Source organism: Pseudomonas sp. TMW22090 (genome assembly GCF_022496665.1).
Lineage (GTDB): Bacteria > Pseudomonadota > Gammaproteobacteria > Pseudomonadales > Pseudomonadaceae > Aquipseudomonas > Aquipseudomonas gregormendelii.
The window spans coordinates 113,165-133,230 of the sequence record NZ_SCFH01000012.1 but is presented as its reverse complement, the minus strand read 5'-3'; the positions used below and the strand labels follow the sequence as shown (position 1 = coordinate 133,230).

The 20,066-nt window shown below is 58.3% G+C and carries 18 protein-coding genes and 1 pseudogene; 9 read left to right on the top strand and 10 right to left on the bottom strand.

What is annotated here, in order from left to right; translation table 11 throughout:
- Window positions 1-6: 6 nt before the first annotated feature.
- The 3 genes and pseudogenes from gmtY to EQV97_RS27020 form a co-directional block, all read right to left on the bottom strand.
- Window positions 7-1,386 carry a gamma-mobile-trio recombinase GmtY gene (gene gmtY, locus EQV97_RS27030; protein ID WP_240890414.1) on the bottom strand — a complete coding sequence of 460 codons (1,380 nt, stop codon included), beginning with the start codon at window positions 1,384-1,386 and terminating at the stop codon, window positions 7-9.
- A gap of 168 nt (window positions 1,387-1,554) precedes the next feature.
- Window positions 1,555-2,415, bottom strand: a pseudogene (pncB, locus tag EQV97_RS27025) (nicotinate phosphoribosyltransferase); the annotation flags it as partial.
- Window positions 2,416-2,643: 228 nt separating this feature from the next.
- Window positions 2,644-3,555, bottom strand: coding sequence for a LysR substrate-binding domain-containing protein (locus EQV97_RS27020; RefSeq protein ID WP_225569358.1), 912 nt, complete (start codon window positions 3,553-3,555; stop codon window positions 2,644-2,646).
- A 175-nt stretch (window positions 3,556-3,730) separates the two neighbouring features.
- On the opposite strand from EQV97_RS27020, the gene EQV97_RS27015 reads away from it, so the two are divergent.
- From EQV97_RS27015 to EQV97_RS26980, 8 genes are all read left to right on the top strand, one after another.
- Window positions 3,731-5,221 carry an aldehyde dehydrogenase family protein gene (locus tag EQV97_RS27015; RefSeq protein WP_045058934.1) on the top strand — a complete coding sequence of 497 codons (1,491 nt, stop codon included), beginning with the start codon at window positions 3,731-3,733 and terminating at the stop codon, window positions 5,219-5,221.
- A gap of 134 nt (window positions 5,222-5,355) precedes the next feature.
- A complete protein-coding gene (locus tag EQV97_RS27010; RefSeq protein ID WP_122841574.1) occupies window positions 5,356-6,639 on the top strand; it encodes an FAD-binding oxidoreductase in 1,284 nt (427 codons plus the stop codon).
- 364 nt (window positions 6,640-7,003) lie between these two features.
- The gene (locus tag EQV97_RS27005) at window positions 7,004-8,137 is read left to right on the top strand and encodes a branched-chain amino acid ABC transporter substrate-binding protein (RefSeq protein WP_122841575.1); all 1,134 of its coding nucleotides are present in this window, start codon (window positions 7,004-7,006) and stop codon (window positions 8,135-8,137) included.
- A gap of 239 nt (window positions 8,138-8,376) precedes the next feature.
- The gene (locus tag EQV97_RS27000; protein ID WP_045058937.1) at window positions 8,377-9,291 is read left to right on the top strand and encodes a branched-chain amino acid ABC transporter permease; all 915 of its coding nucleotides are present in this window, start codon (window positions 8,377-8,379) and stop codon (window positions 9,289-9,291) included.
- 3 nt (window positions 9,292-9,294) lie between these two features.
- Window positions 9,295-10,578 (top strand): high-affinity branched-chain amino acid ABC transporter permease LivM, encoded by a 1,284-nt coding sequence (livM, locus tag EQV97_RS26995; RefSeq protein ID WP_045058938.1) that lies wholly within the window; start codon window positions 9,295-9,297, stop codon window positions 10,576-10,578.
- The gene (locus tag EQV97_RS26990; protein WP_045058939.1) at window positions 10,575-11,447 is read left to right on the top strand and encodes an ATP-binding cassette domain-containing protein; all 873 of its coding nucleotides are present in this window, start codon (window positions 10,575-10,577) and stop codon (window positions 11,445-11,447) included. The genes livM and EQV97_RS26990 overlap by 4 nt, the downstream gene beginning before the upstream one ends.
- A complete protein-coding gene (locus EQV97_RS26985) occupies window positions 11,444-12,160 on the top strand; it encodes an ABC transporter ATP-binding protein (protein ID WP_122841576.1) in 717 nt (238 codons plus the stop codon). The genes EQV97_RS26990 and EQV97_RS26985 overlap by 4 nt, the downstream gene beginning before the upstream one ends.
- Window positions 12,161-12,997: 837 nt before the next feature.
- Window positions 12,998-13,768 (top strand): SDR family oxidoreductase, encoded by a 771-nt coding sequence (locus EQV97_RS26980; protein ID WP_045058941.1) that lies wholly within the window; start codon window positions 12,998-13,000, stop codon window positions 13,766-13,768.
- A gap of 112 nt (window positions 13,769-13,880) precedes the next feature.
- On the opposite strand, the gene EQV97_RS26975 is transcribed toward EQV97_RS26980, so the two are convergent.
- The 5 genes from EQV97_RS26975 to ureE form a co-directional block, all read right to left on the bottom strand.
- The gene (locus EQV97_RS26975; protein ID WP_240890413.1) at window positions 13,881-15,008 is read right to left on the bottom strand and encodes an AGE family epimerase/isomerase; all 1,128 of its coding nucleotides are present in this window, start codon (window positions 15,006-15,008) and stop codon (window positions 13,881-13,883) included.
- Window positions 15,009-15,104: 96 nt separating this feature from the next.
- Window positions 15,105-15,677 (bottom strand): HupE/UreJ family protein, encoded by a 573-nt coding sequence (locus tag EQV97_RS26970; protein ID WP_122841579.1) that lies wholly within the window; start codon window positions 15,675-15,677, stop codon window positions 15,105-15,107.
- Window positions 15,678-15,708: 31 nt separating this feature from the next.
- Window positions 15,709-16,323: an urease accessory protein UreG gene (ureG, locus tag EQV97_RS26965; RefSeq protein ID WP_122841580.1), complete on the bottom strand. Its 615-nt coding sequence runs from the start codon at window positions 16,321-16,323 to the stop codon at window positions 15,709-15,711.
- A 9-nt stretch (window positions 16,324-16,332) separates the two neighbouring features.
- On the bottom strand, window positions 16,333-17,007 hold the full coding sequence (locus EQV97_RS26960; protein WP_122841581.1) for an urease accessory protein UreF: 675 nt from the start codon (window positions 17,005-17,007) through the stop codon (window positions 16,333-16,335).
- The gene (gene ureE / locus EQV97_RS26955) at window positions 17,004-17,504 is read right to left on the bottom strand and encodes an urease accessory protein UreE (RefSeq protein ID WP_122841582.1); all 501 of its coding nucleotides are present in this window, start codon (window positions 17,502-17,504) and stop codon (window positions 17,004-17,006) included. Before ureE ends, EQV97_RS26960 begins: the two co-directional genes overlap by 4 nt.
- 554 nt (window positions 17,505-18,058) lie before the next feature.
- On the opposite strand from ureE, the gene EQV97_RS26950 reads away from it, so the two are divergent.
- Complete coding sequence (locus EQV97_RS26950) at window positions 18,059-18,718, top strand: hypothetical protein (RefSeq protein WP_240890412.1); 660 nt, start codon at window positions 18,059-18,061, stop codon at window positions 18,716-18,718.
- A 54-nt stretch (window positions 18,719-18,772) separates the two neighbouring features.
- Here the strand turns inward: EQV97_RS26950 and EQV97_RS26945 are convergent, their stop codons facing one another.
- Complete coding sequence (locus EQV97_RS26945; protein ID WP_240890411.1) at window positions 18,773-19,405, bottom strand: TetR family transcriptional regulator; 633 nt, start codon at window positions 19,403-19,405, stop codon at window positions 18,773-18,775.
- 157 nt (window positions 19,406-19,562) lie between these two features.
- Complete coding sequence (locus tag EQV97_RS26940) at window positions 19,563-20,033, bottom strand: hypothetical protein (RefSeq protein ID WP_122841588.1); 471 nt, start codon at window positions 20,031-20,033, stop codon at window positions 19,563-19,565.
- Between the last annotated feature and the right edge of the window lie 33 nt (window positions 20,034-20,066).

The following is a 20,066-nucleotide window of genomic DNA, read 5'->3' as shown; positions in this document are numbered from 1 at the left end:
TCTCACTCACTGCCGAGATTCAAGAATCTGGACGACCCTGTGCTTTTCATCAAGCCGCGTTTCTAGTTCGGTCATGCGATTGCGGATGTCAGTGGATGTCGGTTGCGTGTATACGTCGCTCGACGAAAGGGACTTGTGGTGCATGCCATTTTTGATTTGGATTTTTGAAGCTCCGGCCGCTTCCATGCGCTGCCCATATGCATGTCGGTGACCGTGCGGAGTAGTACCAAGAATTTTTCCATACGCCAGACCAATCCGGTTGACCGCAAGCTCATGTGCTTTGCGAAACATTCGATGCGAGTAGGGCTGGCCATATTGGTTAGTGAACGCGTATGGATGCTCGGTGCCTGGTTTCGGTTTAACTCGCTGTTTCAAGTGATAGTCGCGCCAGAGTTGAGCAAACATCAACCCAGCTTCACTCGGAAAGAAATAGACCTCGAAGCAGTTACGAACTTTGTCGGTGATGAGCGGGTTTTTCCATCCGAGAAAAAGTGGGTCAGTTGCTTTGACCAGACGGTTGCGAGGTAGCAATCCAAAGCGATTTTGCAGGTAAACCGCTCGATTGGACTTTTCGTCAGGGGCTAGACCGTTTTCCGGGTGATAGACACGGACGATGACTTCACCGTTCTCAAGTGTAACGTCGTCACTCCACAGCGAAAGTGCTTCAGAGAGACGCAAACTTCCGTAATCCATTAGCCATGTTATGAGGACATTGCGAAGATTTATCGGCCCGCGCCCATCCCTGGACTTTCTGCGAAAACCGTCATTGAGTAACAAGCTCAATTTTTCTTCAGGAAAGGTTTTAGGCGGAGTCTGATCTTCCGTTGGTAAGCCTAGAACCCGAACCTCTCTGGACTGATCGGTTTGAGGATCTTCACGGAACAGGTGAGAGAGAAAGGCGTTGTCTCTGCGATGCGAATAAGCAGCCCAATTTAGCCGCTGCTCATGCCGCGTCGCCTCTCGCCAAGGGTTGAGCTGAAGATCAGATTTTTCATTAGCCTTTGCGAGCCAGTCCGTAAATTTGGTGATGTGGCGGATTATTTTCTGGGCATCGACTGGTTGTCTTGCCTGCCAGTAAAGTCCTGATGGATCACGACGACCTTCGACCGTCCCAGTAAAAAGAGCATTCGAAAACTCTGTGAACAGCTCTTGCGGCTTTTCGAAGAAGCCTTGGTTCGCCACCATAAAATCGAGCAGCAATTGAATCGAAAGCACGGCAGCATCTTGCCATGAACGGCTCTTGCGCCGGTTGAGATAAATGTAGCGGACGAACTGATCGAGTAAACCATGATCTGTGATCACCACAGGCAACACAGCTAACAGCCCTGTCGCATTACCGACGATCGTTCTGTATTCGCGATGAGATGACTCAAAGAAGATTCTCATGAGACCCCGACACGCACTCTTAGAGTTTTTGTACTTGGCAGGGGTAACTCTAGACGGCAGTTGGGATTTTGCTGAATTTTTTTGAGCGAATTTTGGGAGGGATCTTTCTTCTTAAAAAGAAGGGAGGGCTTTTACATGGATTTTTAGGAGTTGAGATGGGGATAACTAATCGTGGCGCAGGCCATCGAAAAGCTTGGCGAAGTACAGGTCGAAATCGCCCAGGAAGGCATCGGTGGTAATGCAGTCAGTCAGTGCGATGCCGAGCAGGCCCCGATACTCGCGGACCCAGCAATCCAACGCGGCAATCTGGCTGTCGATCAGGCGCGGTCCGAGTTGCTGGTGCGCCATGATCCATTCGTGGGCCATGGTGCCCAAGGGCTTCATGTCCAGCTCCCGGGACAGGTGGACGTTACTGGTGCCGACAAAACGCCCGGGAAAGTCGTGCTTGAGCACGTTCACCACTTCTTCCTGCACCCGGTAGGAAAACCTGCGCCGGGTGCCGAAATCGGCGACCTGCAGCTCGGATAACTCATCGGCGCCAGCATTGGCCGTCAGCCAGTCGAATTTGCGATAAAGCTGCTCGCGCGCCTGTTCCAGGACGACTTCCCGGTACCGATAGCGGTTGCGCACTTCGCTGACGATGGACAGCAGCGGTACTTCGAACAAAATCACATGCAGCCACGGCCCGCGCAGACGGATGAACAGCTCGCCGTTCTCGATCCCGGTGTGCACGTAGCGCAGGTTGAAACGAAACAATCCGAGGAAGCGCAGGAAATCCGGTTTCATGAAGCTGATGCGCTCCATGAAACCCAGTTGATCGGCGGTCAGGCTCAGCTCGGCGAGGCGCTCGATCTGGAAGCGAATCTCGGCCAGATACGGGCGCAGATCCTCGCTGTTACGGCAACGAAACTCCCATTCCACTTCCACATTCGGGTAATTGTGCAGCACCGCCTGCATCATCGTCAGTTTGTAGAAGTCGGTGTCGAGCAGGTTCTGCACGATGCGATCGGCAAATACGCTGTCGCTCATAACGGGGTTCTCCAGGCTGGCCGCGGCCTGTGGCGGCGACATTGCAGCTGATTCAATGAATGGGGCTAGTGGCGCATATCAACGGCAGTTATTGCCAGCGATTTTTTAGACGCTGGAGATCTCGTGGGAGCGAGCCTGCTCGCGATAGCGGTGTGTCAGTCACCTGAATGTCGGATGTGTCGACGCTATCGCGAGCAGGCTCGCTCCCACAGGAGGCGCTGTGATGCCTCAGTTTTGCGGCATATCCGGGCTATCAATCTGCTCCAGCATCCACTTCACGAAATCGCGCACCTTCGGCACGTCCGCCGAATGTTCCGGGTATGCCAGGTAGTAAGAATCAGTGCTGGGCATCGCATGCTGCCAGGGTATGACCAGTTTGCCGTCGGCCAATTCCTCTTCCACCAGAAACCTGGGCAACAACGCCACGCCACAGCCTACCTGGGCGGCGCGGATGCACATGTAGAAGGTTTCGAAGCGCGGCCCGTGGTAGCTGTGTTCGGTGTGATAGCCCTGACTGTCGAACCAGTCGTGCCAGGCTTGTGGCCGGGAGGCGTTTTGCAGCAGGACCAGGTCGGCGAGCTGGGTTGGGTCGGTGAAAGGCGTGGCCGGCAGGCTGCCCGGGGCACACACCGGAACCAGCTCCTCGCTGAACAGCTTCAGGCATTCGGTGCCTGGGCGTGACCCTTGGCCAAAGTAGAACGCCAGGTCGCTGCGGCCTTGCAGCAAATCATCGGCTTCCTGTTCGCTGCACAGGTCCAGATGGATCGAGGGATGGCGCAGGCGCCAGCCTTTCAGGCGCGGCACCAGCCAGCGCGCGCCAAAGGTCGGCGGCGTCGAGACCCGCAGGACTTCGGTCTCTCCACCGTAGGAACGCAGGTAATGGGTCGACATCTCGACCTGGGTGAGGATTTTTCGTACCTCCACCAGGTACAAATCGCCTGCCGGAGTCATCTGCAGGCGGCGACGCACCCGGCGAAACAGCAGGTGTTGCAGTAACTCTTCGAGTTGCGCCACCTGTTTGCTGACGGCGCTTTGGGTCAGGTTCAGCTCTTCGGCGGCCCGGGTGAAGCTCAAATGCCGGGTGACAGCCTCGAAACACTGCAGCGCGGTGATCGATGGCAGGTAGCGTTTGTTCAGCATGGGCGATCCTTTCTTCTTGTCTCTTTATTGCCAGCAATGCACAGCATGAATAAACGGAATGATATCTCTCTTAAAGGTCGTTTGTTGAGTAACCTCCGGAAAGCTAAAACTACAGGCCTGATCAGCCGTGATCGTGCGGCTGCACACGTTCTGTCTTTTGTTTGAGGAGTGACCCATGGTTGCCGCATTGCTTGATCGTCTTGGTGTAAACCCGGCCCTGTACCAGAACGGCAAAGTGCCGGTGCATTCACCGATCGATGGCAGCCAGATTGCTGCCGTCAACTGGGAAGGGGCTGCTGAAGTCGAGCAGCACATCAGTCGTGCAGATCATGCGTTCGAATTGTGGCGCAAGGTGCCGGCACCGCGCCGGGGCGAACTGGTGCGCCAACTGGGCGACATCCTTCGCGAATACAAGGCCGACCTCGGCGAGCTGGTGTCGTGGGAAGCGGGCAAGATCACCCAGGAAGGCCTGGGTGAAGTTCAGGAAATGATCGATATTTGCGACTTCGCCGTCGGTTTGTCCCGCCAGCTGTACGGTTTGACCATCGCCTCCGAGCGCCCGGGCCACCACATGCGTGAGACCTGGCATCCGCTGGGCGTGGTCGGGGTGATCAGCGCGTTCAACTTCCCGGTTGCCGTCTGGGCCTGGAACACCACCCTGGCACTGGTGTGCGGTAACCCGGTGATCTGGAAGCCGTCCGAGAAAACTCCGCTGACTGCCCTGGCATGCCAGGCGCTGTTTGATCGGGTGCTGAAAAACTTCAGCGACGCACCGCCGCATTTGAGCCAGGTCATCATTGGCGGTCGCGATGCCGGTGAAGCCTTGGTGGATGACCCGCGCGTGGCGTTGGTCAGCGCCACCGGCAGCACCCGCATGGGCCGCGAAGTGGCCCCGAAAATCGCTGCGCGTTTTGCCCGCAGCATCCTTGAGCTGGGCGGCAACAATGCGATGATCCTCGGCCCAAGTGCCGACCTGGACATGGCCGTACGCGCGATCCTGTTCAGTGCTGTCGGCACCGCCGGCCAGCGCTGCACCACCTTGCGCCGCCTTATTGCCCATGAATCGGTCAAAGAAGAGATCGTGACCCGCCTCAAAGCCGCTTACTCAAAAGTGCGCATCGGCAACCCGCTGGAAGGCAATCTGATTGGCCCGCTGATCGACAAGCACAGCTTCGAGAATATGCAGGACGCGCTGGAGCAGGCTTTGAGCGAAGGTGGCCGGGTATTCGGTGGCAAGCGCCAGCTGGAAGACCAATACCCGAACGCCTACTACGTTCAGCCTGCGATCGTCGAGATGCCGGAGCAGAGCGATGTGGTGTGCAGTGAAACCTTCGCACCGATTCTCTACGTGGTCGGTTACAAGGATTTCGAGGAAGCCTTGCGCCTGAACAATGCAGTGCCTCAAGGCCTGTCTTCATGCATCTTCACCACCGATGTGCGCGAAGCCGAGCAATTCATGTCGGCGGTCGGCAGCGACTGTGGCATTGCCAACGTCAACATCGGCCCGAGCGGCGCGGAAATCGGTGGCGCATTTGGTGGCGAGAAAGAGACCGGCGGCGGACGCGAGTCGGGCTCGGATGCATGGCGCGGTTATATGCGTCGACAGACCAATACCGTGAACTATTCGCTGGAGTTGCCGTTGGCTCAGGGGATCACGTTTGACTAAGTGATGGTGGTGAGCTTGAAAAGATCGCAGCCTTCGGCAGCTCCTACAGGATCGTGCCTGGCTGCGGTTTTGTAGGAGCTGCCGAAGGCTGCGATCTTTTGATGTGTTGGTTAGGTTTCTGTTGGAGTCTGGCAATGCCGCTACGCGAAGAATGTCTGTGGGAAAAACTGACGCCGCAAAGGCCCGACAATGCTTCGCTCAAAGGCGAGGTCAAGGCCGATGTCTGCGTCATTGGCGCGGGCTTCACCGGGCTGTCGGCGGCGGTGCATCTGCTGGAGCAGGGCAAGACGGTCTGTGTGCTGGAAGCGCATCGGGCCGGGCATGGCGGTTCCGGGCGTAACGTCGGCCTGGTCAACGCCGGGATGTGGATCCCTCCTGACGAAATCGAAGCCGGGTTCGGCCAGGCGGTGGGCAGTCAGCTCAATCGCATGCTCGGTGCCGCGCCGTCCCTGGTGTTCAGCCTGGTCGACAAGTACAACATCGATTGCCAATTGCGCCGCGAAGGCACGCTGCACATGGCGCATAACGCCCGTGGCGAAGCGGATCTGCGCAGTCGTGAAGAACAATGGAAGCGTCGCGGCGCGCCGGTGGAATTGTTGACAGGCCAGGCCTGCGAGCAAGCCACCGGTACCCGCAAAATTGCCGCTGCACTGCTGGATCGGCGTGCCGGTACAATTAACCCGATGGCCTACACCAGTGGCCTGGCCAAGGCAGCCATTGGCCTGGGCGGGCAGCTGTTCGACCACTCAGCGGTGACTCGGCTGGAACGTCAGGGCCAGAAATGGTCGGTGCAGACTGCGCAGGGTTCGGTGTTGGCCGAACAGGTGGTCATCGCTTCCAACGCCTACACCGAGGGCGACTGGACCGAACTGCGACGTAATTTCTTCCCCGGTTATTACTACCAGGTGGCGTCAGTGCCGCTGACTGAAGATGCTGCGCAACAGATCCTGCCCGGTGGCCAGGGGTCCTGGGATACCCGGCAGGTGCTCAGCAGTATTCGTCGCGACAAGGACGGGCGTCTGCTGCTCGGTAGCCTTGGCAACGGCAATCAAAAGCCGGTGTGGTTTCTCAAGGCGTGGGCGGATCGGGTACAGCAGCATTACTTCCCCTATCTCAAGCCGGTGGAGTGGGAGTGCACCTGGACCGGCTGCATCGCTTTCACCCCGGACCACCTGATGCGCCTGTTCGAGCCAGCGCCCGGAATAGTGGCAGTCACCGGTTACAACGGGCGCGGGGTCACCACAGGGACAGTGGTCGGCAAGGCGTTTGCCGATTATCTCTGTAATGGAAATCCTCAGGCTTTGCCGATTCCGTTTGCACCCATGCAACCCCTGACAGGTGTGGGCATACGCAGTTGCCTCTACGAAGCGGGCTTCTCCCTGTATCACGCAGGCCAGTGCCTGCGCATCGTTATTTGATTGTTGAAAGATGTTACTGAAAAGCGGCGCTTTTTCGAGCAGCGACTAGCCTGTAATGGTGCGGGTTGTAGCAGTCCCGCACCAGCGGTGTGCACTTCGGTGACGCACGATGTTACAGGCTGGTTGCACGTCGTTTGGAGTCGCGGTTGCAATGATGGCGCAGGCGGGTTGCGCCTTCGGGAATTAATGGTTTTACCTTCTGCGGTTTAGACGGTTGCACGCCCAATGAAGACGGGTTCAAAACAGTCGGAATAACAATAACTCAGCGACTTTTTCAAGAATAAAAAACCGATGGCACGGCCCTTGCTCTGAGCATTCAGTGAAGTCGCAGTGCCAACTAAAAAAAACCTTGGAGCACCACCTCATGTCCCAGACGTTTTACAAGAAAGGCTTTCTGGCCCTCGCAGTGGCAGCTGCGTTGGGTGTTTCTGCGTTTGCACAAGCTGATGTGAAAATCGGTGTGGCGGGTCCCATGACTGGCGCCAACGCGGCATTTGGCGAGCAGTACATGAAGGGTGCACAGGCTGCGGCCGATGCGGTCAACGCAGCAGGCGGCGTCAACGGGGAAAAAATCGTACTGGTGAAGGGCGATGACGCCTGCGAACCGAAACAGGCTGTGACGGTCGCCAAGGACCTGACCAACCAGAAAGTGGCAGGCGTGGTCGGCCATTTCTGCTCCTCGTCGACAATCCCGGCCTCCGAGATCTACGACGAAGCGGGCATCATTGCCATCACCCCGGGTTCCACCAACCCACAGGTGACCGAGCGCGGCTTGAGCGCCATGTTCCGTATGTGCGGGCGTGACGACCAGCAGGGCATCGTCGCTGGCGATTATATTGTCGACGTGCTCAAGGGCAAAAAAGTGGTCGTGCTGCACGACAAGGACACCTACGGCCAGGGCCTGGCTGATGCTACCAAGGCTCAACTGGTCAAGCGCGGCGTTACGCCAGTGCTGTATGAAGGCCTGACCCGCGGCGAAAAAGACTTCAGCACCATTGTTACCAAAATCCGCGGCGCTGGCGCCGATGTCGTCTACTTCGGTGGCCTGCACCCTGAAGCCGGTCCTCTGGTTCGCCAGCTGCGTGAGCAAGGCCTGAAAGACGTCAAGTTCATGTCCGATGACGGCATTGTGACCGACGAACTGGTGACCACCGCTGGCGGCCCGCAATTCGTTGATGGCGTGCTGATGACTTTCGGCGCTGACCCGCGCCTGCTGCCAGACAGCAAGGCTGTCGTGGATGCGTTCCGCAAAGCCGGCACCGAGCCTGAAGGCTACACCCTGTACGCCTACGCTTCGGTTCAGACCCTGGCGGCAGCGTTCAACGGCGCCAAGTCCAACAGTGGCGAAAAAGCGGCTGAGTGGCTGAAGAAGAACCCGGTCAAGACGGTCATGGGTGAAAAGACCTGGGACAGCAAGGGCGACCTGAAAGTCTCCGACTACGTGGTTTACCAGTGGGACAAGGATGGCAAATACCACCAGCTGGAAAAACAGAAGTAAGGGCTGACTCGATCGGCTGAATCCACATCTCCCTTGTGGGAGCGGGCTTGCCCGCGATGACGGACTGACAGGAGACAATTTGTCGAATGTCCTACCGCTATCGCTGGCAAGCCAGCTCCCACAGGGGACGGTGTGGAACGGGTTGATCCTGACTGACATTGCTCCGACGTATATCTGTATTTTCCTTAGAAGAACCGCGCACCGACGGTGTGCAGGTTCTCACTGCGTGAGATTGCGTTATGGATGGTATTTTCCTGCAGCAACTGGTCAACGGCCTGACCCTCGGGTCGGTCTATGGCCTGATCGCCATCGGCTACACAATGGTCTATGGCATCATTGGCATGATCAACTTCGCCCATGGCGAGGTTTACATGATTTCCGCTTACCTCGCGGCGATCAGTCTGGCTCTGCTGGCATACTTCGGTATTGAATCCTTCCCGCTGCTGATGCTCGGCACGCTGATCTTCACCATCATCGTCACGGCGGTGTATGGCTGGGTCATCGAGCGCGTCGCCTATAAACCCCTGCGTAACTCCACCCGCCTGGCACCGCTGATCAGCGCGATCGGCATCTCCCTGATCCTGCAAAACTATGCACAGATCGCCCAGGGCGCCAAGCAACAAGGCGTACCCACCCTGCTGACTGGAGCCTGGCGTGTCGAGGTCGGCACCGGTTTTGTGCAACTGACCTACACCAAGGTGTTCATTCTGGTCGCAGCATTTGCCGGCATGGCGTTGCTGACCTACATCATCAAGTACACCAAGCTCGGCCGCATGTGCCGCGCGACCCAGCAAGACCGCAAGATGGCCTCGATCCTGGGGATCAACACCGACCGGGTGATTTCCTACGTGTTCATCATCGGTGCAGCCATGGCGGCCCTGGCCGGCGTGCTGATCACCATGAACTACGGCACTTTCGACTTCTATGCCGGCTTCATCATCGGGATCAAGGCGTTTACCGCTGCGGTACTTGGCGGGATTGGCTCGCTACCGGGAGCGATGCTCGGCGGGATCATTCTCGGGATCTCCGAGTCGCTGTTCTCCGGCCTGGTCAACTCGGACTACAAAGACGTCTTCAGCTTCTCGCTGCTCGTTCTCGTTCTGGTCTTTCGGCCCCAAGGCCTGCTCGGCCGTCCTCTTGTGTCGAAGGTGTAAGCGATGTCTTCAACCACTAAAAAAACCATTGATCTCAAAAGAAGCCTGGTTGACGCGATTCTTGCCGGTCTGGTTGCCCTGATTGTGTTTGGCCCGATTGTCGGCGTGGTCCTTGACGGGTACGGCTTCAATCTGGAAACGACGCGGGTGGCCTGGATCGTCGCTATCGTCATGGCGGGGCGCTTTGCCCTGAGCCTGTTCCTGCAGACGCCCAAAGGCCTGAAAATCCTCGAAGGTTTTGAAAGCACCGGCTCCGGCGTGCACGTGCTGCCACCGGATTACAAGTCACGGTTGCGCTGGATAATCCCGCTGTTGATTGTCATCGCCGTAGTCTTCCCGTTTTTCTCCAACTCCTACCTGCTGGGCGTGGTCATCCTCGGACTGATCTACGTGCTGCTCGGCCTCGGCTTGAACATCGTGGTCGGTCTGGCCGGCCTGCTCGACCTGGGCTACGTGGCGTTCTACGCCATTGGCGCCTACGGCCTGGCACTCGGCTACCAATACCTGGGCCTGGGCTTCTGGACGGTACTGCCGCTGGCGGCGATCATGGCGGGCCTGGCCGGTTGCATCCTCGGTTTCCCGGTATTGCGCCTGCACGGTGACTACCTGGCGATCGTGACCCTGGGTTTTGGTGAAATCATCCGGCTGGTCCTCAACAACTGGCTGTCGTTGACCGGTGGCCCGAATGGCATGGCTGCACCTCTGCCGACGTTCTTCGGCCTGGAGTTCGGCAAGCGCGCAAAAGATGGCGGGGTGCCTTTCCACGAGTTCTTCGGCATCGCCTACAACCCGGACGTGAAGTACTACTTCATTTATGCGGTGCTGTTCCTGGTGGTTCTGGCCGTGCTGTACATTAAGCATCGGCTGGTCAAGATGCCTGTCGGCCGTGCCTGGGAAGCCTTGCGCGAAGATGAAATCGCCTGCCGGTCCATGGGCCTGAACCACGTACTGGTCAAGCTCTCGGCGTTCACCATCGGTGCGTCGACTGCAGGGCTTGCCGGGGTGTTCTTCGCCACTTATCAAGGCTTCGTCAACCCGACCTCGTTCACCTTCTTCGAATCGGCGCTGATCCTGGCCATCGTGGTCCTGGGTGGGATGGGCTCGACCATCGGCGTGGTGATTGCAGCCTTCGTGCTGACCGTTGCGCCGGAGCTGCTGCGTGGGTTCGCAGAGTACCGGGTGCTGCTGTTCGGCATCCTGATGGTGTTGATGATGATCTGGCGACCGCGCGGCCTGATACGGATCAGCCGTACCGGTGTGACCCCGCGTAAAGGAGTAGCGCCATGAGCGAAGTCGTCCTCTCGGTCGAAAAACTGATGATGCACTTTGGCGGCATCAAGGCGTTGAGCGATGTCAGCCTCAAAGTGCACCGCAACTCGATCTTCGCCCTGATCGGCCCCAACGGCGCAGGCAAGACGACGGTGTTCAACTGCCTTACCGGCTTCTACAAGGCGTCTGGCGGCAAAATCGAGCTCAATGTGCGGGGTGAGCGCACCAACGTCATCCAGCTGCTTGGGGAGTCCTTCAAACCGACCGATTTCGTGTCGCCAAAATCTTTCCTCAGCCGCATGTACTACAAGATGTTCGGCGGCACCCACCTGGTAAACCGTGCCGGCCTGGCGCGCACTTTCCAGAACATTCGCCTGTTCAAGGAAATGTCGGTGCTGGAAAACCTCCTGGTGGCCCAGCACATGTGGGTCAACCGCAATATGCTGGCCGGCATCCTGAACACCAAGGGTTACCGCAAGGCGGAAAGTGATGCCCTGGACCATGCGTTCTACTGGTTGGAGGTCGTGGACCTGGTGGATTGCGCCAACCGCCTGGCCGGCGAGTTGTCCTACGGCCAGCAACGCCGTCTGGAAATTGCCCGGGCCATGTGCACGCGGCCGCAGATCATCTGCCTCGACGAACCGGCCGCCGGCCTCAACCCTCAGGAAACCGAAGCGCTGAGCGCGATGATCCGGCTGCTGCGCGACGAGCATGATCTGACCGTGGTGCTGATCGAACACGACATGGGCATGGTAATGAGCATTTCCGACCACATTGTGGTGCTGGACCACGGCATCGTCATTGCCGAAGGCGGACCGGAAGCGATTCGCAACGATCCGAAAGTGATTGCGGCCTACCTGGGCGCCGATGAAGAGGAGTTGGTATGACTCAACCGATCCTCGAGCTAAAGGAGCTGGACGTGTTCTACGGGCCGATCCAGGCCCTGAAAAAAGTCTCGCTGCACATCAACGAAGGTGAAACCGTCAGCCTCATCGGCTCCAACGGTGCCGGCAAGTCGACCCTGCTGATGTCAATCTTCGGCCAGCCCCGTGCGGCTGACGGGCAAATCATCTACCAGGGCGTCGACATCACCCATAAGTCGTCCCACTACATTGCGTCCCACGGCATTGCGCAGTCGCCGGAAGGCCGGCGGGTGTTCCCCGACATGACCGTCGAGGAAAACCTGCTGATGGGCACCATCCCGATTGGCGACAAGTACGCCAAAGAAGACATGCAGCGCATGTTCGAGCTGTTTCCGCGGCTCGAAGAGCGGCGTACCCAGCGGGCCATGACCATGTCCGGCGGCGAGCAGCAAATGCTCGCCATCGCCCGGGCGTTGATGAGCCGGCCGAAGTTGCTGCTGCTGGATGAGCCGAGCCTGGGCCTGGCGCCGATTGTGGTGAAGCAGATCTTCTCGACCTTGCGAGAGTTGGCGAGTACCGGCATGACCATTTTCCTGGTCGAGCAGAACGCCAACCACGCGCTCAAGCTGTCGGACCGGGCCTATGTGATGGTCAACGGCGAGATCCGCCTCACGGGCACAGGCAAGGAATTGCTGGTGAATGAGGAGGTGCGTAACGCTTATCTGGGCGGGCATTGATTCGTTGCCGAGATATCAACAGCCCCGACGAGCGATCGTCGGGGCTTTTTTTATCTGCACTGCCGCCGGACCCTGTGGGAGCGAGCCTGCTCGCGATAGGGAAATGTCAGTCGAAAAATGTCCCGCAGGATGACCGCTATCGCGAGCAGGCTCGCTCGCGCAGGTGCAGGGTGCGCGGTATTTCGAAATTGTGGAAAACAATATTCACGAGCTCTTAAACCGCGACATAAAGCCGCTGCAAATAGTTGTTTTGTCACGCTTTTGACTTGTCCCCGTTTGCTGTGGAACTGGCTGTGAATAACGTGGGAGTAGCTGGCTGAGAGCCACGGTAATCAAGGCCTGTAGCAATGTGGTTGTTTTTTGATCAGGCTTTTTTGGCGGTGGGTTGGCCGGCTTTGTCAACTATTTTGTTGGACGTTTAATGGCTCTGAATCCAAGCCGGTCATCCTGTGGATAAGTCTGTGGTTAAACTCTGGAAAGACTCGGCTGAGGGCCGTAGTTACTGGCTTGGAGCCATCGTCTGATACGCAGCTGGATCGTGCAAAATGCCATGGGCTACAACGCCCGTGGTCGAGGGTCAAGCTAAAAAACTTGTGATCTGCCCGCAAAGCCTTGTACACAGCGGCTTGCGGCTTTTTGACTTGCCCCCGTTAACTGTGGACCTGCCTGTGGATAACGTGCGCGTACATGGCTGCAAGCCAGGCGGGCCATGGCTTGGCGCTGGGTGGTCGTTTTTTGTACAGTTGCTCGATGTTGCCGGTGCCTGCAAGGCAGGGCATGCTGCCGGCTGATTATCTATTCCAATGGCTGTTAGTGAGCCGAAGCTAGGAGAACACGATGTCCGACACCCTGTTTATCACCGGTGCTACTTCCGGTTTTGGTGAAGCCTGTGCCCGTCGTTTTGCCGAGGCGGGCTGGAAACTGGTGCTGACCGGCCGTCGTGAGGAACGCCTCAACGCCCTATGTGCCGAATTGTCCAAGCAGACCGAGGTACACGGGTTGGTGCTGGATGTCCGGGATCGCCAGGCCATGGAGGATGCGATTGCCAACCTGCCTCCGTCTTTCGCCACATTGCGCGGCCTGATCAACAATGCAGGCCTGGCTTTAGGGGTCGATCCGGCGCCCAAGTGTGATCTCGATGACTGGGACACCATGGTCGACACCAACGTCAAAGGCCTGATGTACAGCACCCGTCTGCTGCTACCGCGCCTGATCGCCCACGGTCGTGGTGCTGGCATCATCAACGTGGGTTCCGTTGCCGGTAACTACCCGTATCCGGGCAGCCACGTGTATGGCGCGACCAAGGCCTTCGTCAAACAGTTCTCGCTGAGCCTGCGCTGCGACCTCCAGGGCACTGGCGTGCGCGTGAGCAACATTGAGCCGGGCATGTGCGAAAGCGAGTTTTCGCTGGTGCGTTTCGCGGGTGACCAGGAGCGCTACAACGCGACTTACGCCGGCGCCGAGGCGATTCAACCGCAGGACATCGCCGATACTATTTTCTGGGTGCTGAATGCGCCGGCGCACATCAACATCAATAGTCTTGAGCTGATGCCGGTGAGCCAGACCTGGGCTGGGTTCGCCATTCATCGTGATGGCGGCAAGGCTTGATGCTGGAGTGATGGCCATCGCGAGCAAGCTTTGCTCCGACAGGAGAAAGCCTGCTCGCAGTGAAGGCTGTCAATTGCAGGAGCAAAACTTGCTCGCGATGACGGCTGCCGGATTAGCCCAGATACTCCGCCAGCCCGCGATAACAGGTCGCCAGGTGATAGGGCGTGGTTGAAGGCATATCCTTGCGGCTCACCTGGCCCTGTTCATCACGACACTCATGCCAGCCTCCGGCATGCAGGAATTTCTGCTGCAAGGCCAGGAGTTGACGCAGCACTGCGGCTTCGGCGTCTGGCCGCAAGGTCAGCGCGCGCAGGTATTCCGCCTGGGCCCAGATGCGCTGGGTGGCGTCCCTGGCCTGGCCGTTCAGCTCGAGCATGGCCTTGACGGCGCCTGAGTGTGGATCCACCCCCGATTGTTCGGTGAAGGCGAACGCCCGCTCCAGTGAGGCGTGCAGCTGCGAGCCGCGCAGCAGCGGTGACGATTCGAGCAGGAAGTACCATTCAAACTGGTGCCCCGGTTCATACCAGTTATCCACAGCGCCCAGCGGCTTTTCCATCAGTACGCCTTGCTGCGGATCGATGAAGCGTTGCTGCATGGCTGTGCATAACGTCACCAGCATGCTTTGCACAGCGTCGTCCTGGCGTGCCGCCAGCGTCGCCAGTAAGGCTTCTGCCAGGTGCATCAGGGGGTTCTGCAAGGGCCCGGTTTGCAGCGATGACCAGTCGCGCTCCAGACACGCCTCGTACAGGCCGTCGCCTGTTGCGAAGCGCTGCGCAATCACCTCCAGCGCGGTATCGAGCACGTGCCCGACTGAAGGCTCGCGCACCTTGTCCCAGTAGTGTGCACAGGCGAACAGGATGAACGCGTGGGTGTAGAGGTCCTTGCGCGGGTCCAGTGGCGCGCCCAGCGCGTCGATGCTGTAGAACCAGCCACCGTGTTCGGCGTCTTGGAAGTGTCGTTGCAGAGAACTGAACAGCTGCGCGCTGCGTTCTTCGGCGGCGGGCACCTGGCCGATCAGGCTGGAAAACACATACAGCTGCCGCGCGCACGCCATGGCTCGATAACGCTGGGGCGGCAGTGGCGAGTGTTCGGCATCCAGTGCCTCGTAGGGCAGGGCCAGTTCAGCGTTCCAGCCGGGGCCTTGCCACAGTGGCACGATCACGTTCTGGAAATGCTGCTGCACCGAGGCGAACAGGGCGGTCAATTCTGGCTGGGAGGCGGAGCGGGAAACAGGCTGCATTGGCTGGCGTCGTCACGGCAGGGGCGATTGCGCGACATGTTAGCAGGCCTGAGAGACACGGTGTCTGTCAGGCCGCCATCGCGGGCCATACAGAACTCAGCCCGCCAGCAACCAGGCCCCGGTCACCGCCGAGGCCGCACCTGCCAGCCTGACCAGTGGCGCCGCTGCCTGCGGCAACACTCGAACCACCGCATAACCTGCGGCATGCAATGCCGCCGTCGCCAGAACAAATCCGGCCGCGTAGGCCCATGGGCTGGACATGTCAGGCAGTTCCAGGCCATGGGCCACGCCATGAAACAGTGCAAACAAAGCCGTTGCCCCGACCGCCATGGCCAAAGGTGGGCGTACCGCCAAAGCCACTGCCAGACCCAAGGCCAGCACCGACGCCGCGATCCCGCTTTCCAGCGCAGGCATACTCAGGCCTTCAAAGCCCAATATCCCGCCAAGCAACATGGTGCCGACGAAGGTGCAAGGCAGTGCCCAGCGTGCGGCGCCTTGCTGCTGCGCCGCCCACAACCCCACGGCAACCATCGCCAGCAAGTGATCAAGGCCACCGATCGGGTGGCTGATACCCGCGATCCATCCATTGTCGCCATGGCCCGGGTGGGCAAAGGCGACAGCCGGTGCCAGCAGCAGCGCGATCGCGCCGAGAATGCGTTTGAGTGTCATGTAAAGCTTCCTTGTTGAAAATGGGAAAGGGTCAGGCGGCGGTCAGCAGGCCCTGACGCTCGATGAATGCGATGATTTCGTCCAGGCCCTGGCCGGTTTTCTGGTTGCTGAAGACGAACGGCTTGCCGTTACGCATGCGTGTGGTATCGCTGTCCATCAACGTCAAGGACGCGCCTACCAATGGCGCGAGATCGATCTTGTTGATCACCAGCAAGTCGGATTTACAGATCCCCGGCCCGCCCTTGCGTGGCAGCTTGTCGCCGGCCGATACGTCGATCACGTAGATGGTCAGGTCGGACAGCTCCGGGCTGAAGGTCGCCGAAAGGTTGTCGCCGCCGGACTCCACCAGGATCAGATCCAGCCCCGGGAAACGCCGGTTCAACTGATCCACCGCCTCAAGATTGATCGAAGCGTCCTCGCGGATTGCGGTGTGCGGGCAGCCGCCGGTTTCCACGCCAATGATGCGTTCCGGGGCCAAGGCTTCGTTGCGCACCAGGAAATCGGCATCTTCGCGGGTATAGATATCGTTGGTTACCACTGCGAGGTTGTAGCGATCACGCAGGGCCAGGCACAGGGCCAGGGTCAGGGCCGTTTTGCCGGAGCCGACCGGGCCGCCAATGCCTACGCGCAAGGGTTGTGTATTCATGTGATTCTCCTAGGAACGGAATAGACGGCTGTACTGGCGCTCGTGGGCCATACACGCCAGGGACAGGCCGAAAGCGGCACTGCCAAAGTGTTCGGGGGTGATTCGGGTTGCGTGTTGCTGCGCTTCTTGCAGCAACGGCAGCAGCTGGCTGGTCAGGCGTTGCGCGGCTTGCTGGCCGAGCGGCAGGGTTTTCATCAACACCGCCAACTGGTTTTCCAGCCAGCTCCAGAGCCAGGCGGCCAAAGCGTCCTGCGGGCTGATTTGCCAGGCGCGAGCGGCCAGGGCCCAGCCGAGGGCCAGGTGGGGTTCCGGGCGCTGTGCAAGAAAGGCCCGTGCCGGTGGATCAAGCTCGGGCAAGCCAGTGAGCAACTGCTGCAGGGAATAACCCATTTGCCGACTTTCCTGATGCAGCTCGCGGGTTTCGCGGCTGGCGCGATGTTCTTCGCAGCGTTGCAGCAACTCGCTCCAGTTGTCGGCGGCGGCCGCCTCGCAATGAGCCAGTAGCAGCGGCGCTTCAAAACGAGCCAGGTTGAGCAGCAACTGGTCGCTGATCCATTGGCGGGCGGTGTCCGGGTCATTGACCCGGCCATTGTCCACCGCCATTTCCAGGCCTTGGGAATAGCTGTAGCCGCCAATCGGCAATTGCGGACTGGCCAGGCGCAGCAGCGCCCAGGCCGGATTCATAAACGCACGCCGAACTGGTGCAGTTTCGGCGGGTAGTTGAAATCTTCATCGCCGTGGCGCGAGTGGTGATGGCCGCCGCCGTAAGCGCCGTGTTCCGGCTGGAACGGCGCTTCGATGTTTTCGACATTGGCATCCAGCTGTTCGAGCATGGCCTTGAGCACGTAGTCGTCGAGCAGGCGCAGCCAACCGTCGCCGACTTGCAGGGCAACGTGGCGATTGCCGAGGTGGTAGGCGGCACGGGTCAGTTCGAAGGCGTTGGCGCAGGTGACGTGCAGCAGTTGTTCAGGACGGGCGCAGACGCGCACAACGCGGCCGTCTTCAGCCTGCAGGCATTCACCGTCATACAGCGGCGGCTGACCGCGCTCCAGGAACAGGCCGACGTCTTCGCCTTCGGCACTGAAACAGCGCAGGCGGCTTTTACTCCGGGCTTCGAAGGTCAGGTGCAACTCGGCGGCCCAGACGGGTTGTGGTTCGATCCTGCGATGTATCACCAGCATCGGAAAGCTTCCAGCAAAGGACAATGCTCAGGCTAGAGCAAGGGGCTTGCCAATTGACACAAATGTAGGAAATGCCTGACGGAATCATGTTGTCGACTTTTCCAGCTTCAGCATCTTGCCTCTTTGTGGGGCCAGAGCAGCAGGGCGCGCACCAATTTGTGTCGCGCGGTGGCTCCCGCTCGTTGATTACCTGAAATGGGAATTATTGATCTGTACGAATAGCCAGCGTGGTGGGCGCTGTTATGAGCGTGTCTGAGCTATTTTTGAAAGTAATTATGTTGGGTGGTATTGATAGTACATTCTGATTAAATTAAGGAAGATTTGGAGCGTTTATGCCACTGACAAAATTTTCTAGTCAATTCCCAAGTGCTTCCGCTGCTTTCAAGAGGACCTCGGAAAAGGTAACGAACACCGGTAGAGTTACATCCAATCATCTAATTCAGCTTCTTGATAGAGTGAGACTCTCTCCGAATCATCTGACCTTGGGAGGGTTTGAGGGGGTGAGGAATTGTTGTATTTCGATTGACAAGATCCTAATCAGGCAAAAATCGAGTATGGATAATTCAAAGTTTAATTCTTTGTGTACCAGCGTGGGTTTGGCACTTAAGAAAATGCCTCCGTCGGATCTCGAGGCACTGAGAAAAGAAATGTGCGAGGAAGGTAATCGTAAAACAGAGCACTATAAAAGCAGGCTGGAAAAGGCATTGGCTCCTAAAAAGGAGGCTATACAGAAACTGAGGGCCCTTAGACGTACGCAGAAGGAGAAGCTTGAGTTAAATTTAAATTTATTATCAAAAGAAAAAAAAGCGCTTGCGCGTCAATTTATTGATGAACAGCAACTTTGGGTTTTCCAAAAGAATTCCGCCCAAATGGAGAAGTATTTTCCAGGTAAGTACAGAAAGGAAAAAGTTGAGAATAAGTGGGGGGAGACTATTGTGGAAATAACGCGTATTCGGAGCCCCGAAGAACTAGCATGGTTGGAGATAGGGATCGCGTGGCACGATTGGATGAGCCTTGGTCGGCGTATGGATGATAAGGAAACCGAGGTCGAGGAACTTACCGTGGTGGAAACTGATAGTTTGAATTTTCCGATTGAAACTTGGGGGCAGAAGGAACTGTTGTCCGAATCTGATCGTTCGCGGAGAGACACAGCACTGGACAACGCCTTCAAAGATCTGATAGTCAAGCGACTAAACGCTGTTTCAAAAAAATAGCTGACATCAAAGAGTTGTTAGCCATTAGGTTCGCCAACACAAAGATGTGCCGGTTCATTCGGTGCTCCCCAGCCCCTGCCAGTGCTTGAGCCCGATAAAGATAAAGCGCAGTTGCTGGGTAATCTTCGCCTGAGGCGTCAGGTGTTCCGGCAACGCGTCAACGGGCGGGTCGATGATATCCGGCAGGGTGGCGAACACGCTTTTAACGATCAGGTCAGCCATGACGCTCAGCCCGGCAATGTCCAGGTGCTGCAGCTTCGGCATCCGCGACAGGTCCGAGGCCAGGTCTGAGCTGATGTCTTCACGCAAGCGGCCAATGGCCTGGCGCACCGGTAGCGAACCGCCATACTGCTCGCGCGCCAGAAACAGGAATTGCGAGCGATTGGCTGACACTACGTCGAGAAATATGCGCACCGACGCATCGATAATGCCGCCCATGACAAACTCATTGTGGCGCACCAGGCGGATGGTTTCGCGGAAGGTCTGGCCGACTTCGCTGACCAGTACCAGACCCAGTTCGTCCATGTCGGCAAAATGCCGGTAGAAACCGGTAGGCACGATCCCGGCGGTCTTTGCCACTTCGCGCAGGCTCAGGCTGCCGAATCCGCGGCCGCATTCCATCAGGTGGCGGGCAGCGTCCATCAAGGCATTACGGGTTTGTTGTTTCTGTTCGGCGCGGGGCAGCATCGGCAGGGTTATTTCTGGACAGGGACAGCGACGCACTCTAGCAAATCGGCTTTGCCTGCGTCGAACGACTATCGAGGGGTAAGGCGGGGATTTGCTGCTTTCAGACAGTCAAAAGCCCAATCGACAGACTGGGCTTTTTTTCAGGGCCGCCATGGGCTCAGCTCAAGGCGCTGTTGCGTTCGATGACACGGTCACCACCACCTTCGGCAAGCGTCTGGCCTTGTGGGGTACGATCGGAACCGTCGGCAGCCAGGGTCTGACCTTGTGGAGTGCGATCGGAACCGTCAGCAGCCAGGGTTTGACCTTGTGGAGTGCGATCGGAACCGTCGGCAGCCAGGGTCTGGCCTTGTGGGGTGCGATCGGAACCGTCAGCAGCCAGGGTTTGGCCTTGTGGAGTACGGTCCGAGCCGTCCTGGGTGATCAGGCCTTTTTCTTTCAAACGATCGTTACCGCCTTCAGCCAGGGTCTGGCCTTGTGGAGTGCGATCCGAACCGTCGGCAGCGATGGTTTGGCTGAATACCGAGCGGCTGTCTTTGACTTGTGGGGTAGCCTGGTCAGCAGCTGGCAGAGCGAAAGCGGTGCTGGCCAGCATGGAAAGGGTAAGGCTAAGCAGTAATTGGCGTTTCATGATGGGTTGCTCCTTGGGGGGGCGATAAAGTGG

Bases quoted from the DNA above. Each gene is read 5' to 3' on its own strand.
- gmtY (WP_240890414.1), bottom strand. From the start codon at position 1,386: ATGAGAATCTTCTTTGAGTCATCTCATCGCGAATACAGAACGATCGTC.
- EQV97_RS27000 (WP_045058937.1), top strand. From the start codon at position 8,377: ATGGATGGTATTTTCCTGCAGCAACTGGTCAACGGCCTGACCCTCGGG.
- EQV97_RS26940 (WP_122841588.1), bottom strand. From the start codon at position 20,033: ATGAAACGCCAATTACTGCTTAGCCTTACCCTTTCCATGCTGGCCAGC.
- EQV97_RS27015 (WP_045058934.1), top strand. From the start codon at position 3,731: ATGGTTGCCGCATTGCTTGATCGTCTTGGTGTAAACCCGGCCCTGTAC.
- EQV97_RS26970 (WP_122841579.1), bottom strand. From the start codon at position 15,677: ATGACACTCAAACGCATTCTCGGCGCGATCGCGCTGCTGCTGGCACCG.
- EQV97_RS26980 (WP_045058941.1), top strand. From the start codon at position 12,998: ATGTCCGACACCCTGTTTATCACCGGTGCTACTTCCGGTTTTGGTGAA.
- EQV97_RS26990 (WP_045058939.1), top strand. From the start codon at position 10,575: ATGAGCGAAGTCGTCCTCTCGGTCGAAAAACTGATGATGCACTTTGGC.
- EQV97_RS27010 (WP_122841574.1), top strand. From the start codon at position 5,356: ATGCCGCTACGCGAAGAATGTCTGTGGGAAAAACTGACGCCGCAAAGG.
- EQV97_RS27020 (WP_225569358.1), bottom strand. From the start codon at position 3,555: ATGCTGAACAAACGCTACCTGCCATCGATCACCGCGCTGCAGTGTTTC.
- ureE (WP_122841582.1), bottom strand. From the start codon at position 17,504: ATGCTGGTGATACATCGCAGGATCGAACCACAACCCGTCTGGGCCGCC.
- EQV97_RS26960 (WP_122841581.1), bottom strand. From the start codon at position 17,007: ATGAATCCGGCCTGGGCGCTGCTGCGCCTGGCCAGTCCGCAATTGCCG.
- EQV97_RS26985 (WP_122841576.1), top strand. From the start codon at position 11,444: ATGACTCAACCGATCCTCGAGCTAAAGGAGCTGGACGTGTTCTACGGG.
- EQV97_RS26945 (WP_240890411.1), bottom strand. From the start codon at position 19,405: ATGCTGCCCCGCGCCGAACAGAAACAACAAACCCGTAATGCCTTGATG.
- ureG (WP_122841580.1), bottom strand. From the start codon at position 16,323: ATGAATACACAACCCTTGCGCGTAGGCATTGGCGGCCCGGTCGGCTCC.
- EQV97_RS26950 (WP_240890412.1), top strand. From the start codon at position 18,059: ATGGATAATTCAAAGTTTAATTCTTTGTGTACCAGCGTGGGTTTGGCA.
- livM (WP_045058938.1), top strand. From the start codon at position 9,295: ATGTCTTCAACCACTAAAAAAACCATTGATCTCAAAAGAAGCCTGGTT.
- EQV97_RS26975 (WP_240890413.1), bottom strand. From the start codon at position 15,008: ATGCAGCCTGTTTCCCGCTCCGCCTCCCAGCCAGAATTGACCGCCCTG.
- EQV97_RS27005 (WP_122841575.1), top strand. From the start codon at position 7,004: ATGTCCCAGACGTTTTACAAGAAAGGCTTTCTGGCCCTCGCAGTGGCA.